At 44.8% G+C, this 17324-nt stretch carries 11 protein-coding genes and 1 tRNA gene; 6 read left to right on the top strand and 6 right to left on the bottom strand.

The annotated features are described in order from the left end of the window. The first annotated feature begins 483 nt into the window (after positions 1-483). Entirely contained in the window at positions 484-801 is a 318-nt protein-coding gene (locus ACHUFQ_RS15680) for a DUF1289 domain-containing protein (RefSeq protein WP_394176794.1), read from the top strand. Between the two features lie 289 nt (positions 802-1090). Then, positions 1091-1166, top strand: a tRNA-Phe gene (locus ACHUFQ_RS15685). A 74-nt stretch (positions 1167-1240) separates the two neighbouring features. Here the strand turns inward: ACHUFQ_RS15685 and ACHUFQ_RS15690 are convergent. The 4 genes from ACHUFQ_RS15690 to imuA are packed head-to-tail and all read right to left on the bottom strand — an operon-like array spanning position 1241 to position 6863. Then, the gene (locus ACHUFQ_RS15690; RefSeq protein ID WP_394176795.1) at positions 1241-1633 is read right to left on the bottom strand and encodes a hypothetical protein; all 393 of its coding nucleotides are present in this window, start codon (positions 1631-1633) and stop codon (positions 1241-1243) included. A gap of 19 nt (positions 1634-1652) precedes the next feature. Next, the gene (locus ACHUFQ_RS15695) at positions 1653-4721 is read right to left on the bottom strand and encodes an error-prone DNA polymerase (protein WP_394176796.1); all 3069 of its coding nucleotides are present in this window, start codon (positions 4719-4721) and stop codon (positions 1653-1655) included. A gap of 50 nt (positions 4722-4771) precedes the next feature. Further along, positions 4772-6181, bottom strand: coding sequence for a Y-family DNA polymerase (locus tag ACHUFQ_RS15700; RefSeq protein WP_394176797.1), 1410 nt, complete (start codon positions 6179-6181; stop codon positions 4772-4774). Between the two features lie 4 nt (positions 6182-6185). Next, a complete protein-coding gene (imuA, locus tag ACHUFQ_RS15705) occupies positions 6186-6863 on the bottom strand; it encodes a translesion DNA synthesis-associated protein ImuA (RefSeq protein WP_394176798.1) in 678 nt (225 codons plus the stop codon). A 164-nt stretch (positions 6864-7027) separates the two neighbouring features. On the opposite strand from imuA, the gene ACHUFQ_RS15710 reads away from it, so the two are divergent. Both ACHUFQ_RS15710 and ACHUFQ_RS15715 read left to right on the top strand, forming a co-directional pair. Next, complete coding sequence (locus ACHUFQ_RS15710) at positions 7028-7735, top strand: SOS response-associated peptidase family protein (protein WP_394176799.1); 708 nt, start codon at positions 7028-7030, stop codon at positions 7733-7735. Between the two features lie 82 nt (positions 7736-7817). Further along, complete coding sequence (locus tag ACHUFQ_RS15715; protein ID WP_394176800.1) at positions 7818-8678, top strand: DUF2189 domain-containing protein; 861 nt, start codon at positions 7818-7820, stop codon at positions 8676-8678. A 79-nt stretch (positions 8679-8757) separates the two neighbouring features. Here ACHUFQ_RS15715 and ACHUFQ_RS15720 read toward each other — a convergent pair whose 3' ends face one another. Next, on the bottom strand, positions 8758-8976 hold the full coding sequence (locus ACHUFQ_RS15720) for an EF-hand domain-containing protein (protein WP_394176801.1): 219 nt from the start codon (positions 8974-8976) through the stop codon (positions 8758-8760). Between the two features lie 100 nt (positions 8977-9076). Further along, positions 9077-11185 carry a cation:dicarboxylate symporter family transporter gene (locus tag ACHUFQ_RS15725; protein WP_394176802.1) on the bottom strand — a complete coding sequence of 703 codons (2109 nt, stop codon included), beginning with the start codon at positions 11183-11185 and terminating at the stop codon, positions 9077-9079. A gap of 267 nt (positions 11186-11452) precedes the next feature. On the opposite strand from ACHUFQ_RS15725, the gene ACHUFQ_RS15730 reads away from it, so the two are divergent. Both ACHUFQ_RS15730 and ACHUFQ_RS15735 read left to right on the top strand, forming a co-directional pair. After that, positions 11453-13756, top strand: coding sequence for a diguanylate cyclase (locus ACHUFQ_RS15730; RefSeq protein WP_394176803.1), 2304 nt, complete (start codon positions 11453-11455; stop codon positions 13754-13756). A 564-nt stretch (positions 13757-14320) separates the two neighbouring features. Further along, a complete protein-coding gene (locus ACHUFQ_RS15735) occupies positions 14321-17191 on the top strand; it encodes a M14 family metallopeptidase (RefSeq protein ID WP_394176804.1) in 2871 nt (956 codons plus the stop codon). The last annotated feature ends 133 nt before the right edge of the window (positions 17192-17324 follow it).

The following is a 17324-nucleotide window of genomic DNA, read 5'->3' on the forward strand; positions in this document are numbered from 1 at the left end:
GCCCAAGAAAAGGACCGTTCGTATCAATAAAACCCGCTACCCCATTCAGAAAAGAGGCTCTTAACTGAATGGTGTTACGCCAAAGCGGGCTTTTTTTATGTCTGCATCAGGAATCGGATTTTCACGATCAAAAAATCAGCGAGTTTTACAATGATCAATTTGGAAATATGACACGTTGACAACGTTTTTCACAAACGCGGCTTCGGTTAGCTGGTTATGGGCTCAAAATATATTATCGCAAAGGAACCTGATGCCCCTTACCCGATTTGGCAATAAGCCCGACTGCAATTGCGAAATTATTGCCAAGACGCCGATCGTTAAAAACCTACTTAGATACCCATCAGCCATTTGTCTTTTTAGAAAGGCGTAGCTGCTTCGCTACAATAGAAAGATTAAATAGAAGCCCATTGTAGTGCTCTCGTCTAAGAGCTGTTTTCCATGTTATAGTTAAAAAATACTCACGTTTAATTCTGCAGCCAGACTATGAAAGATTTACAACTGGAATTTTTTGATATTCCAAGCCCTTGCCGAGGAGTTTGTAAGTCGGATAATCGTGGTTATTGCCAGGGGTGTTTTCGAACCCGAGAGGAGCGCTTTGGTTGGCTTAATCTTAGCAATGCCGATAAACAACGTGTTATTAAGCTCTGCTTGCAAAGAGAAAAGCGACGTAATCATCCTAAAAAAATCGAATCTGACACTTCCGATTTACCCCCCGTACAAGCGTCATTATTAGATTCTCCCGCTACGGAAATTCTGGATAAGGATCTTAGTGCTAACGATTTTGACGACTTCGAACTATAGGAGCGGATGCTAAGCCAAAAGGCTGGACATGTTTAGTTGAATAAATAATGTTCGGTTAAACTATTTTCGCAAAAAAGGGGTTGCTAAGCGGATTAACTCCCTTTATTATACCGCCTCATTCAGCAACACACAGTGTTTGTTGAACAGGGGATTGCCCTTAAACATATTGCCCAGATAGCTCAGTTGGGTGAGACAAGCGCTTTATATGAATCACTGATTCATGCGCAGTCGAACGAAACGGATTTATTCGTTTCCGGAATGAGCAGGGGATTGCCCTTAAACATAGTTTGCCCAGATAGCTCAGTCGGTAGAGCAGGGGATTGAAAATCCCCGTGTCGGTGGTTCGATTCCGCCTCTGGGCACCATTATTTAGAAAAACCAGCCTCACGGCTGGTTTTTTGCTTTCTGGCCTAATCTTTTCTACTTTTCTACATTCAGCCTAAAACAAATGATCCAAACTAGTGAGTACGCCCGTGGCATTGTCCATTAATGCCTGTTGGCGTTCTTCTTCGGTAAGGATGTTAACGAATGGGGTTTTGCGACGCAATCGGCGCATTTTCGGGGTATCCTCGAGCATGGCTTGGCGAAAAACTTTGGCATCGTCAATGATATCGAGGATGCTATCCCAAGTGATATAGGCGCCATAGCCTATTTGGCCTGTTACTCGTCGTTGTTCCAAAGTGTCTCGAACCTTAGTCGCTAGCTCTGGTTGATCTAATATCTTTTCAGCAATGGCTTTATGGATTGCTAATACCTGGCGGTCGATATACTCGTCTTTGATTCCGTTTTTTTTAACCTGATATAACCGACTTTTTCTGCCTGAATTTTGCATAGCTTTATTTAAATTACCGTTAGTGAAAATCTCGGGATTGAGTGTTTAACTGTGCCAGTTGCTCGCTGCGGTCAATTAACTTACCGGCAATAATATGGATCACCTCACCTTCCCGTTCCAGAATGCCTTTTACTTCCAGTACCCTTGAAGATAAAAATGCCTGTTTTTGCGCCCTGGCGGTACCGGCCCAGACAACGACATTAATATTACCCGTATCATCCTCTAAGGTCATAAAGGTTACCCCGGATGCCGTCCCTGGTGACTGTCGGCCTGTGACGACGCCTGCCACCGTAACTACCGACTTATGGGCTTTGTGAGCTAATTCATTCATACGGGTAAAAGTCGATAAGCGACCAGCCTGCTCCAGTAATGTGATTGGGTGTGAGTTGAGGGTTAATCCGGTAGCCTGATAATCTTCATTTAAGGTATCAACCTCGGTTGGTGAAAAGGCGTGAGGTTCACAGATCTTCGCCTGCCTGAATAAAGGCAGATCACTTTCATTATTCATTAACGCCCAGCGGCTTTGATAACGGTTGCCGGTTATGGCCTGCAGGGCATTAGCACTTGCCAGGTTTTGTAAGTCTTTGGCGTTAATGGTGAGTTGGCGTAGTTGATGCAATTGCTGATAGCCCTGTACTGGGCGGTGTTCAATTAACGTGGTACAAGCTTTACTCGATAAACCTTTAACAATACGCAGCCCTAAACGAATCGCATAGTCGTTTTCAACGCGTACAACACTATGATCATAATCAGAATGATTCACACAAACCGGTAGCACCTGAATACCATGGCGACGAGCATCCTGAATTAGCTGTGAGGCGCTATAAAATCCCATGGGCAGGCTATTTAACACACTGGTATAAAACATGGCCGGATAGTAATACTTTAACCAGGCGGATACATAAGCAAGCACGGCAAAGGAAGCCGAGTGACTTTCTGGAAAGCCATATTCACCAAAGCCGCAGATTTGTTCGAATAAACGCTCTGCAAATTCGCTTGGGTAGCCTCGCTGTTGCATACCGCTGATAAGCTTGGTTTTGAATTTCGCTAACTGACCATTCTTTTTCCAGCTGGCCATGGCTCTTCGTAATTGATCCGCTTCCCCGCCACTAAACCCTGCAGCGACCATCGCCAGTTTAATGACTTGTTCCTGAAATATTGGTACGCCCAGAGTACGTTCCAGAACCTCTTTCACTGCCACCGAAGGATAAACAATAGCTTCGATACCATTACGACGTTTTAAAAACGGATGCACCATATCGCCTTGAATCGGACCAGGTCGAACAATGGCAATCTGGATCACCAGATCATAATAGCTAGCGGGTTTTAATCGCGGCAGCATGCTCATCTGTGCACGGGATTCAATTTGAAATACCCCGACCGTATCGGCTTTTTGTATCATGGCGTAGACGTTTTTATCATCTGGCATTCGGGTGATATCAGCAATGCTCAGCGAGCGATTTTCTAACGTTTCAACCAAGGTAAAACACTTACGAATCGCGGTTAGCATTCCTAATGCCAGAACATCGACTTTTAACAAACCTAAAGACTCTAAATCGTCTTTATCCCACTGGATGACGGTTCTGTCTTGCATCGCGGCATTTTCAACCGGGACTAGTTCATACAGAGGCCCGGCGGAAATGACGAAGCCGCCAACATGTTGTGATAGGTGACGTGGAAAGCCAATCAACTCGGTTACCAGATTAATGAAATGCTGGCCCTGATCGGAATCCGGTTGCAATCCTAACTCGATAATTTGCCCTTGCCAGCTAAGGTTGCTATCGCGGCGATTGATGTTCTTGATAAAAAATTCTAGCTGCTCAAGGGCGATCCCTAAGGCTTTGCCAACTTCACGGATGGCGCTTTTAAGGCGATAGGTAATAACCGTTGCAGCAATCGCAGTGCGCTCGCGACCATATTTTTGATAGATATACTGGATCACTTCCTCACGACGTTGGTGTTCAAAGTCGACATCGATATCTGGCGGCTCATCACGCTCTTTGGAAATAAAGCGCTCAAATAATACCGATATTTGTCTTGGATCTACGGACGTGATCTCCAGACAATAACAAACAACGGAGTTAGCCGCTGAGCCCCTTCCCTGATAGAGAATGCGTTGTCGCTGAGCAAATTGCACAATGTCGTGGATTGTAATGAAGTAAAAAGGGTAATTGAGCTCTTCAATTAAGGTCAGTTCTTTATCGATGATGTCCTGAATATGAGGTGGTACGCCTTCGGGAAATCGCCGTTGTTTTCCCTCTTTCACTAACTGACGCAAATAGGCCATCGCTGATATCCCGTCCGGTACTAACTCGGCGGGGTATTCATAACGCAATTCCTGAAGGTTGAACGTACAACGCTCTGCGATATTCAGGGTTTCCTGAAGCCAGGGGAGAGGGAATAGTCGCTTGAGCTTATCCTGACTGCGCAAGGCACGTTCAGCATTGGGAAGAAGGTTTTTACCAAGTTTATGAATGGGAGTGCTATTGGCAATCGATGTCAGGGTGTGTTGTATCGCTAACCGATTGGCATTGTGCATTAATACGCCTCCACACACGGTAATGGGTAGCTCAAATTGTTTGGCCAATTGCTGACAGTGGTGTTTATATTTTTCATCATCAGCACTCAGGTGGCGTTGATAGCCAAGCCATAAGCGTTGATGATGATATTTTCTCAGCCACTCTCCCCATTCCTGATCCGAGGGTTTCGCCGTTGGCAGCCACAGGATCAAACAATGCGTTACTGACATCAGATCCCATTGCGCCAACTGGTATTCGCCTTTGCCGCTGCGTCGCCTGGCGTTACTAATAATACGGCATAGTTCAGCATAGGCCTGACGATTTGGACAGAGCAAAATAACCTGTAATTGTTGTTCGAGCCAGAACATACTGCCAACGATTAATTGGATCCCCAGCCGGTTACTTTTAATCGCCGTATGGGCGCGAACGACACCTGCAACCGAGCACTCATCGGTGATGGCCAGAGCCTGATAGCCCAAAAACTCGGCCTGATGAATCAACTCTTCAGGGTGGGAAGCCCCTTGAAGAAAAGAAAAATTACTCTGACAAAATAGCTCCGCGTAATTCAAATTTCACTCTCCGTTAATCCATGATTAAAAAAAATAATTAAAGCAATGAGTTAACTAAACAGGCCATGCACAAACCAGTGTTGGCCAGGGGTACGATATATCCATAACCATTGTCCTTTTGTGTTTCGGGCAATAAAATAATCGCGCATCATCGGCTGTTTATCCCACCAACCGGCAACAATACGTTCTGGTCCATGCTGAATATGCATCTTTTCCTGCACCGGTATCGGTTGCGGCAAGATAAAGCTTGGACGCAATACTGACTGACGGGGTTGTGTCTTTTTACGTGTTGCGCTTTTTTGCAATGGCGGACAAGGAATGCTGGCTAATTCCGGGCGGTGGTCATCGATTTGAGTGATACCGTGAACCCTGTTTTTTCCTAGCTTTGCCTGTAAGCGTGACACCAGCTCGTTGGCAGAAATAGCACCGCAATGTTTACTGAACATATCCACCACCCGAAAATCATTACCTCGGATCTGTGTGGCTTCAATAGTGATGGCAATAACCGGGGCGCTGACTTTGATGGATTCCAGCGTTAACTGGCTTAACTCCTGCCATTGTTGCGCCAGATATTCTCCTTCGGCACTATGAACCTGAAACTGCACGCTGTCAGTATCACGCAGGTGTAACTCAATGTTTAGTTGTCCGGCACGTTTGTCCCGAAAACGTAAAAACTGTTCTAACAGATGCAACACCTTGAGTAGCGGTTTTTGTAAATACTGCAGATTAGAAATTTCAAACATTAACTCCAGGTAGTGTTTGAACTGCTCTGGTGGGTGATAAAACTCCAACGGATGCTTTAGCTGACCGGACAAGCGACCGATGTAGGTCACCAGTTCGATATCAAAGCGCTTAGCAATATCGGTTAATGGTAAGCGTAACAATTCACCAAGACACTGAACCCCGACGCGATTCAGGTGATTAATGACTTTATCAGATAAATCCGTTAGCTGTAGGGGCAGAGGATTTAGTAAGTTATTTATTTTTTCTTTGTTATCGGTAAGTTGACTACAGCCGCCCATTGCCAATAGCCTGGCTGCATAGGGAGAATGGCCACAACCGAACTCGTATCGCAAGGTGAGTTGTTGTAAATGATTGGTAAGCACTTGCCAGTAGTTGTCCAGTCCCTGATAAAGACTCAGCATATGACTGACTCTTAACAGTAAGCCATTGGGAGCACACAAGCTGATGTCCGCTGTTACCAGATATAGCCATTGGGCAATGCGGGTAAGCCTGGCTTTTTCCTGTTTTTCATCGTATGCCAATACTTGTAGGTTTTGACACAATGCCGCAGCTGAACCAAGCCCCATACCGATTTTAATACCGGATTCCACAGCGCGTTTATTGCATTGTAGCACTTCACTTTTGCGGCCATGTACAATCGCAATTGGCAACGCATGATCGGCTTGATAAAGGCTATCCAGTTGCAGGGATGGAAAATGCAGATATAACCACAGCATCGTATCAACCCGCTTTAGAAGCCGGAAAATAAATCAGATTATCGGGTATTTCCCCCAGAGTCAGAGCAGGCCAGTGATGCCCCATATCAATATGAAACGTTTTTGATGGCCAGCCGCGTTTGCGTTTATTAATTTGAGCGTCAACACCTGCAGGACTGGCTGACAGGGACAAACTTAAATCCAGCGGCAGTGACAGGGTTTCATAGCGTTGCTGGCGCAACATAAAGACCTTACTTGCCCCTTTCTCTGCCGCCAATTGCAGGCGCTTCACCTGATGAATTTCAATGGCTTGATCCAGCCACAACAATACCGAACCACAGGTGCCACTTTTCAGACATTCTTCTGCAGACCATAAAGCGTCTTTTTCGTGTTCCGGCGTGATCACCACAACATGCTGTAAGTTGACGTCCTGAGCCGACAACATCGTGGCATTGACATGGCCGGGCGGGTTAATGAAGATCAGCAGGCGATCAGGATCTGCGGTTAGCGTTGGCAATAATAATCGTAACTCACCAATACCAGTTTCGGTTAATATTTCGATTGCTCCCGCTTTAATCAAGCCTCCATTAAGGTGTTGATCCAGTTCGGAGTAACCCGAGGATTGCAGATTTGGCTCTGGTGTTTTTACAGCACCGTGCCACACTAAGTGTCGATGCTGGAGATCTTTAATTAACTTATTCATTAATACCAATTCCATTAAGTTTTTGCACAGATCAGAGTTAAAGCAGAGGTTCATTTGCAACTTAGATTTCATTGATATAGTCATTCTATATTAATGACGGTACAATTACCTGTATGTATATACAGTATATTCGATCTTTTGATTTATGCAAGGCAGTGAGTACTATGTGTGGACGATTAAATATCAGTGATGATCCTTTTGTCATGGCGCTGATCAACGAATTAGGCGTAGAAAGTCCCAGAGAAAAAGTTCATTGGGGACGCTTCAAGCGAGCGACGGATACGATCTCCATTATTCGTCAGCATGACGGCCAACGGGTACTCGAAGATGCCACCTGGTGGTTATTGCTGGATAAAAACGAACAGGGCTTTAAACCATCCCGTTATACCAGTTTCAATACCCGTTATGATAAGTTGGATGTTCCCAGAAGTGCGGGTTATATACCATTTCGACAAAGTCGTTGTATTATCCCGGCAAAAGGCTTTGGTGAAACCGAGTTTCATAATAAAAAGCCCATTCACTATTATGATATGGAAGCGTTACCCAAGGAGGCCATCGCTTTTGGGGGACTATACCGGCAATGGTTGCATCCGCAGACCGGAGAAGTACGTCTGTCATGCTCAGTGATCACGTTGCCACCCCATGAAAAATTGCGGCATATTCATTCCAAGGCCATGCCACTGATATTGCCTAAACATGAAGGCTTGTTATCTGCCTGGCTGGATCCCAGATATCAACAGACTGAAAATTTTCAGTTTTTATTAACGCCCAATTTACCCCAGGATCTTATTGCCTACCCCATTGATAAACCGAGTTTGCATCACGCCATTGGTGCGCCGGAGAAAATCGCAGCGGATCAGCAAAGAGCGTAGCTAATGCATTTAGACTAAACTTTACCGCACAAGGTTACGTATTTAATACAAAGTATCAGCTAGATATTCGTAGGAGGTTCTAATGCCAGTTGATCATACCGCCGGCTCTAAAGACGTAAAAGACGCTGAAAAAGAAGCAAAATCTGAATTTAGTGACGCGCTCGAGGACCGACCTGATGATTACTTTGTACAACGCAAGTTTGCCAAGGCAATAGATTGTCATGCTATTGCTCAGTCCGCGCCATTTCATTGGCTGGCCCTGGCTGTTAACGACTTTACCAGAGCACCGTTAATTTCTCTGATCTACGGTGTCATCTTTAGCTTGATCCCGGCAGCCTTAATTGTATTGGTATTAGCCGCAGATACTCATTTAGTGATTTTACCTGCGTCCGTGGCGTTCGCTCTGATAGGGCCAGTGTTCGCTACTGGGCTTTATGATGTTGCCTGGGAGCTGGAAAAGGGGCATACCCCGACGTTTCGTCATAGTCTTAAGTCGATGTTTCGAAACCCCGTTGGAGAATGGGGCTTTGCAATACTACTAATGGTTATGATGGTCGCCTGGATGCGCATTGCGGCGTTAATCTATGCCTTGTATCCAACAACCTCAAGCCCAAGCCTTGAAGAGATGGTAGGATTTTTAACCCTGGGAAGTCTTACTGGCGCGGTATTGCTGGCGGTGGTATTTGCATTTTCGGTATTCACGCCGCAAATTATGATGGAGCGCCGGGTCGATATTATGACAGCCGTTGCAACGTCTTATAACGCGGTGCGCAAGAATATGAGCGCGATGATCGTGTGGGCGGCGTTGCTGTTAATTTTAGTCTTGATTGGGTTTGCAACATCAGCAGTGGCATTCATTTTCATCATGCCGATTCTTAGCTATGCCAGCTGGCATGCGTATATTGCAACCATTAAAACCGTTCGCCCGAGAACGTATGAATAATTAACGGTTGGAAATCATCAAACATAAAAGAGGCCAGAACATCACATTTCTGGCCTCTTTATCGTAATTTTTTTAAGTCTTATAACGCTAAATCAATAATCATTTCCGTTAACTCTTCTTTGGAAATACTGTTGTCATGATTAGCATCAAACTTTTTGAAAATGCTCTCGCACATGCGAATGCCTTTTTCTTGTAATAAACAATGGATTAGCTCAACAAACTCACTGCGACTAATGGCACCGTCTTTGTTTTCATCGAAAATTTCAAATAACTCATCGACCCATTCTGAAATTTGCATTTTCGTCTTCCAAATCTAATTAACTTAAGGTCACTCTAACCAGTTCATCGGCGTTTGTGAACCATTATTTTGTAAACAAGTACAACAGCTAACCGGGGGATCAACGCACATAGCCTATCGGCTTTTTCCCTTCAATCCAAAACTTAAACAGCGCATCGATGGTTTTGCCGCTTTTCTTCATTGATATCCAGTTGTTCATAAATTGCTCAAATTCGTAGTCTTGTTTTTGTACCGGAAATGCCATGCCCATCTTCGGCAGGTGCGGTTCAGGAATGACAACGGTATAGTCCGGGTACAATAGCGTCCAGGCTGACGCACCCGCCGCCCCGTAAATCATGGCATCGATTTCCAATGTATCACTGGTAAAAAACTGTCTGGGTGATGAAAGTTCATGGACAACATTATTTGGCATGTTCTTCTTGATTGTTTTTTCATAATAATAAGTTTCCGGCATCCCCAACACAATGTCGGGGTTTTCAATAATGCGGTGCCAGTCGGCATATTTACTGCGCTCTTTGTCTTTTACCAACAACGCCAACGTTTCTTCGATATGAGGATTGGTGAGGTTATGATTAATTAAATTGCCTGGTGTGACTGGCACAGAAGCCACGATATCCAAATACCCTTGATTCAGAAACTCTTCAATATTACGGCGTTGAATTCGCACGAATTCGATGTCTACTTCAAGTTCCATTGCTAGCAGGTGGCCGATTTCAATATCCAGTCCAACCAGTTCGCCATCTTTATTATGAAAGGCATAGGGCAGTGCATCCGCGTAATAACCCATTCGGATCACGCCTCGAACATTGATTCGTTCCATGGTGTTTTCTATAGCATCAATGTCAGGTGTATCCTCGGGCTGTGCTTGTTTTAATACCCGGGCATTGGCAGCGGGTAGTAATAACCCCCGGTCGATGAATTTCTGGTAACCCTGATATTGATGACTTATAGAGCTGAACGTATATGACAGGCCAACGAGCAGTAACGATGTGCACAAGGGCACGGATACCAGAAAAATAACGAATGGACGCAGGTTAAATTTGACTTTATGCAAAATAACCATAGGGATCAGCATACACAAAACGGTGATGAACATGACTGACAACAATGCAGCCAGACGGCTTACCAGTAATTGTTCGGCGACTACATAGAGTTCAAACATCGATGCTGAAATCGCAAACTTTTCAAGAATATTGGGTACGGCGATCATTTGCGCGCCAAAAAGCTGTAGGACCCCGATAAATACCAGGCGGGGGTAATCGAAAATCGCAATTTGCTCGCCGTTGAACCAGGCCGCAAACAGAATGAAAAGCAGCACCAGCAGCTTCCCGCCCATGGGTAGACTGTAAGATATAGGGGCGATAATCGAGGGTAATCGCGTGCTCGAGTTGTGGCTTTGCGAATGCATAACAAGTTGTTTTTTCACATCTTCAGCAATTACCGGTATCACTACAAAAATACTTCCTGTAGCAAATCCGGTGATCAGGGCCGAACGGCAGGCTAAAAATACTTGAGAAATCGTTAGTGGGGTAAATATCGCTACAATCAAAGGCAATATAACAAACGTCAGTAGCACCACCATAGAGGCAGTGGTGACGAAATAGACTAACAGGCCATCCATTTCCTCTTTTGCAAGCGTTGCGCTGGCATTCCAGGCTATCGCCAGTACACCATAGGGCGCCATTTTCATTACGGTATTGGTGACCCGGGTTAACGCTTGGCGAATATCTTTAAACACGTACAGGCTGCGCCGTTTATTATGGATACCGATAAAACCAATCCCAATAAATACGCTAAATATTACGACGGCGGGGACGATGCCATTAGCCATGGAATAAAAAGGGTTAGCCGGTAGGAAGTATTCCAGTGGATTTACCGTTTCTTTTTCGCGAATGATACTGGCGGAATAAAAGGCCGCAGAATTCCAGTCTGGAAAAGCAATCGGGGCGAGGAGAATAATACTAACCACCAAAAGCAACAGTACCATAAACGAAACCGCGCCATATTTGGCCAGACGTCTGGCTTGCTGGCGACTCATCGAACCGATGCCAAATACCAGTGAAACAGCAATATAAGGTAATGCAGTCATCTGTAATAACATGACAAAACCTTGACCGATATAGTCGATCACCTCATTGGTATAGTTGAAGGTAAAACCAATGAACAGGCCAACAATCATGGCGATGATGATCTTATTTGCTTGGGACATGGGTAATTATCACCATCCTTTTTGGCTACTAACGCCTCTCGAATACGCTGGTAAGGCGAAATGTCGCCTGTTTTTTGGACACTTGCTAGTGCAAATATCAACGATGACTAGTAATCTGATTGTGATTAAAATAAAGTAAACAGGATTAAAAAATTATAGATAACTGACAGGCAATTGCATTGTTCAGCGGAATTTATCGCCACAATAAGGTTGTGAATACTGAGCTTCCCCCGGCTCCAGACTTAAGTAGTTGTAGCTAGAATAAAAATGAAAAAGCTTAGTGTTAAAATTAAAGAGCAGTATAAACCTCTTCTGTTCGTTGCCATGGTTTCCTTATTTGGCTACGCGCTGAATTTTTATCCTATCCCATTATTTAATAATATCGACCTGGTTTTGGGGAACGTGGCTTTCGTGATTGTGGCCATGCGTTTTGGCATGCTTTATTCACTGCTGAGTGCGCTTATCGTTTGTATCTCTTTGGTCGAATCAACGGGGCATCCTTTTGGATTCTGGTTGTTTGGCCTCGAAGCCGTTTTTATCGCCTGGCTACGTAAACGTGGCTGGTACATTTTATATGCGGATTTACTCTTCTGGTTTGTTCTTGGTATGCCATTGACGGCATTTTTATTGTTCTATCAAATTAATATGCCAGAACAACTATGGTTTTTAACGACCATAAAACAGGCATTCAATGGCCTTGCCTATGCCTGCCTTGCAGGCCTTGTTGTGTATTTTTTTCCGGCGTTGTTCGATATTACCTATCAGCAACAGCCTCGAGCCGTCAGAACCTTACAAAATCAGTTAGTTTACGCTTCTTCTTTGGTGATCAGCTTCTCGATTATCACCATTTCTATTTTTGTCAGCCATAAGGTCATTAAATCTCAGCACGATATCATTCAGCAAAATATCATTGAGCGTAAGCATCACTTTGTACATACCACCAATAACTATTTACAAACCTATCAATCGGCGATTGAAAACCTTGCCATTATGTTGAGTGCGAATGCAAATTGGTTAAATCATGAACCAGATAGTCAACAAGGTAAGGTACTGATTGAAAAGTTTCACAATAAATACCCGGATTTTCTCGGACTTGCACTGGTAGCAGATAATAAACAGGTGGTTTATACCAGTCCTGCGGCATTGATTAATCAGGTAAAAGAAAGGGTAGGTACTGTTCAGGTTGGGCAGGATGAGTTTTTTGTTGGCGCACAGGTGACCTCCGGTAGTTATATTTCCAAGGTGTTTATCTCAAAGTATCTAGGCGACAAGCCGATAATTACAATCAGTCAGGGGCTTGATGTAGGTAGCTCAGATGGCAATAACACAGACTATAAGCCGGTGCTTGTCGGCGCCCTGGATAGCAATCAATTCTCATCATTGATTTCTGCAGATCTACTAAAAAAAATGTCGTATATCATTACGGATCGGGTCGGCAATGTCGTTTTTGCCTCCCCTCAGTTAGGTATCGAACCGTTAAAAACGTTTCAATTTGCCTCGCAAAGCGATTATGCGTTTGGTACCACGCAAATGGTGAGTTTTAAAACAGAGCAAGGTAACTCGCCCGAATACTTTCTTTCCAAAGGCAACTTGAAAAATGGCTGGCAAGCTTATGTTCTGGTGGATTCCAGCGCTGTGGTTAAGCAGGTTGAGCGGGAATACATTTTGGTTTTTGCGCTATTGATTCTGGCATTTCTAATCGCGGTTTCGCTGGCGCAACGCATCGGCTCTGAATTGACTCAGCCGATGGTGTTTATTCTCAAGCAACTTAAAAAGTTTGATCGCAATAACAAGTTTGAATTTGCTCCCCTTTTTAAAGGCGCGCCGCAAGAGGTGATCTTGTTATATGATGAATTACAACGCAATAAAACCGCTATCGTAGAATACCAGACTGAGTTGGAAAACAAAGTTGCCGAGCGTACCGATGAATTGGAAAGAGCCAATGAAAAATTGACGCAGCTGGCGCAAAAAGACGGCCTGACCGGCGTGTTCAATCGACGTTATTTTGATGAGCACTTTGGGCTACATCGCAAGCTGGCATATCGTAATCTCGGAAATATGGCCGTCGTGATTATTGATCTTGATCACTTCAAAGACGTAAACGATAAACATGGGCATCTATCCGGCGATCAGTGCTTACGTGTCGTATCGGACATCATGAGTGAAGAATTTAGTCGCGAAACGGATCTGATTGCTCGTTTCGGCGGTGAAGAATTTATCCTGATGGTGACTCAGATCAGCGAAGAAAATCTGTGTTATAAACTGGAACGACTGCGTCGGACAATTGCCGCAACGGTTATCTACAACGAGCGAAATCAGCCATTTCACGTAACGGCAAGTATTGGCGCATTATTGGCACCCGCGACATTCAGTGACGAGGCACAAGACTGGATTAAAATAGCCGATCACAAATTGTACCAGGCCAAACGTGAAGGCCGTGATCAGGTTTGCATCGATGTATTAGGTGCTGATAACCGAATCGATATTATTGTCGATACGACACTCAATACCCATGCAGACGACAGCGCTGGTGTTGATTCCACGACTCAGGCAAGCGAAGCCAGCGACTAAGTCAGATGGTATGCATTGATGTGACGGAAGGGGAGCGTATGCCGCACGCCAAGTTTCCTCTTTGTTTCCTCTTTTGGTAAAGCCTCAAGTTTGCCTCGCTCTGTTTATAATAAGCTCGCTCTGTTTATGACGACTAATACCAATCACATTAAATTATTGCTCACCCGTAGGGAGTTTATCTTAAGGACCATTTACGGCCCTATATTTCATTAATATAAAATGACTATATCAATAAAATCTATGTGGTAACTGAACCTCTGCCCTAACTCTGAGTTGTGCACAAACTTAATGGGATTGGTATTACCATTTGTTTTCTGATACTTAAGGGCAGAGCCGCAAGCACTATCTTCGGGCATAGCAGATCTTATTTTGATATAAGCCAGATACAGAAACCTCATGGCACAAGCCTAGTGACAAAAACGACTACTGCGGCGATAACGACCAAGCGCAACGTCTCGTAAATCTAATGCCGTCACGGTTTGTCATTTTCTATATCTTAATACTTTACTTTATCTTTGCTGGCGGGAAACATATAGTGGTTAAAAAACAACAATAAGGACTACCATGAAATTGTTTTTTAAAGGCCTTTTAATAACCGGTCTGCTAAGCATAACCCTGTCGAGTCAGGCAACGGTATTAATGAAACCAAACCCTGTTCCCGGGGCGGAATATCCGCCATTGCTGCAAGGGGATTATCTTGACAAGATTACCAAGCCGGAAGACTTTCTCGGCTTTGATGTAGGACAAAAAACCGCAACACCCGCGCAAATTAATGCCTTAGTAAAGCTTTGGGCGACACAAAGCGATCGTGTTGAGCTGGTTGAGTATGCACAAAGCTATGAAGGGCGAGCACTGCATTATCTGGTGATCTCCAGCGCGGATAACATTCAAGCTCTTGATACCATTAAAGGTAATATAATGGCCTTGAGTAAGCCGGCTGAATTGTCGGACAGCAAAGTTGAACAACTGCTTGGCGAAACACCTGCTACTGCCTGGATGGCCTACAGTATTCATGGTAACGAATCTTCCGGTGCGGACTCTGCCTTAGCGTTGATATATCACTTGCTTGCCAGTAAAGACGCAGATACCGAAAAAATGCTGGAGCAGCTGTTGGTTATCGTCGATCCGATGATGAACCCGGATGGTCGAGCAAGATTTACCAAACAACTTGAGCAAAATCGCAGCACGGCGCCGAATTTTGATGTTCAGTCGCTATTGCATAGTGGCGTTTGGCCATTTGGCCGTACTAATCATTATCATTTTGATTTAAATAGAGATTTTTATTACGCCGTTAATCCTGAATCGCGTGGTCGTATCAAAGCCATTAATGAGTGGAATCCTTTATTAATGATTGATGGCCATGAAATGGGGGCGTTGGATAACTTTTTATTTGGGCCACCTCGAGAGCCGGTTAATGAACATATTGCCGACAGCATTAATCGCTGGAGCAAAGTATTCGCCGAAGATCAGGCCAGTGCATTTGATAAGAAAAGCTGGCCTTATTATACCGGCGAGTGGTTTGAAAACCTCTACCCGGGCTATTCTAATTACGCCGAATATCGCGGTGCCATACATATTCTTTACGAGCAGGCTCGCACTGCCGAAGATGGTGTTCGACTACGAAATGGCACGATTCGTAGCTACAAGAAGTCAGTACACCATCAGTTTTATTCGGCGTTAGCGAATTTAGCCACGTTACAAAACAACCGCAAGGCGATTTTTGCCGACTATGTCAAAAACCGTAACAGTCACATTGACCGCAATGGTAAATACGCCGACCAGTCATTTGTTGTCCTAGCCAATAATAATCGTACCCGGGTGCAGAATTTCCTGGAATTGATGGATATTCAGGGGATTAAATATTATCGCAATGAACAACCATTGAAAGTTCGTAACGTCACCGACCAGCTCGGTCAGGTGAGCAAGAATGAAACCATTCCGGTCAACAGCGTTATTATTCCAAATCGACAATACAATGCACCTTTAATTGCCGCGATTCTCGAGTTTGACGCCAATATCAAAGATTCGGTGCTGTTAGAAGAGCGTCAAAAAACGCTCAGAGACGGTAGCTCAGTTATGTATGATGCGACTGCCTGGAATCTGACCATGATGTATGGACTTTCTGCCTGGCAGGTTGGCCAGCATTTGTCAGGTGGCCTTGGGGAATATCAAACCGCGGAAAGTCAGTTTAATGACCGGGATAATGCCATTGCCTATTTGATTGACGGCGCCGATGATGCCTCAGTCGCGGTGGCAGCACGTTTGTTGGAACAAGAGGTTAATGTCCGTGTTTTGGATAAGCCTGGTGTTTATAATAAAATCGACTTTGCTCGTGGCACCATCGCGGTGACAGTCGCGGATAATCAGCACAAACCCGGATGGCTGGAAACCTTAAAGCGTGTCGCTGAAGAAACCGATTCTGTGGTACAAGCGATAGATCAGGGCCTGGGAGACGGCGATCTGCCAGATATTGGTTCCGAGCATTTCCAATTGCTTCGCAAACCACAAATTGCCATGCTGACCCAGAACGGCATCAGTCCTTATGAATATGGTCATATCTGGCACCTTATCGATACTCAACTCGGAGTGCGCCATTCTCATCTCGCCCAAGAGCTAACTTCCAGAGCCGATTTACGGCCGTACAATGTATTAATCGTACCGGGACGCTGGTATGGGGCGTTATCGAAAGGCACGTTAAAATCTATTGAAACCTGGGTAAATAACGGCGGTACCTTGATTGTCACGGGCAGCTCGGTTGCGGAGTTTGCTAAAGCGAAAGACTTTATCCAGACTAAACTGCTTGACGACAGTTTTGACGAGATCCAGGCCTATAATCTGGCTGTTACGCGTCAATGGTTATCCGAACAGCAAACATTATCAAACGTTGAGGCGCTTGACTCGCACAAGGTCAACGATAGCATCTGGTACCCTTGGCAAAACAGCAAAGACCTTAAACCGATGGATAAAAAACAGCTGACTCAATGGAATGACTGGACCAAAGCCTTTATGCCATCCGGCGCTTTGCTGGCGACGCGAACGGATCAAAAACACTGGCTAACCTATGGCGTCGAAAGGGTACTACCGGTACTTACCGATAACGCACCATTGTTGATGACCAAATCGGTAACCAGTGCCGTTGTTCGTTATGGTGTGCATGTCGACAATGACGATGCTAAAGAGCGCATGATCGGCTGGTCTACGGTTCCAGAGGGGAACGATTTATCGTTGCGAATGAGTGGTTTGTTATGGCCGGAAGCGGCCCAACGTATCGCTAACTCGGCGTATCTTACCCGGGAACGCAAAGGTAACGGTCAGGTTATTTTATTTGCTAACTCGCCGAATTTCCGTGGTGCCACCAAAGGCACCGCACGCTTGTTGCTCAATGCCATGGTCTATGGGCCAGGTCTTGGCAGTAGAGCGCCATTGCAGCTGTAACGCAGTCGCAGAAATTTGGGTTTACACTAATACCAATCACATTAAATTATTGCTCGCTCAGTGAGAATTTAAAGGCTTTTAGACAAGGCTTTGATTGCAGAGAATGGTTATTCCGCTCTCAAAATCAGCCAAA

Source organism: Thalassotalea litorea (assembly GCF_043642205.1).
In the GTDB taxonomy this organism is placed as follows: domain Bacteria; phylum Pseudomonadota; class Gammaproteobacteria; order Enterobacterales; family Alteromonadaceae; genus Thalassotalea_A; species Thalassotalea_A litorea.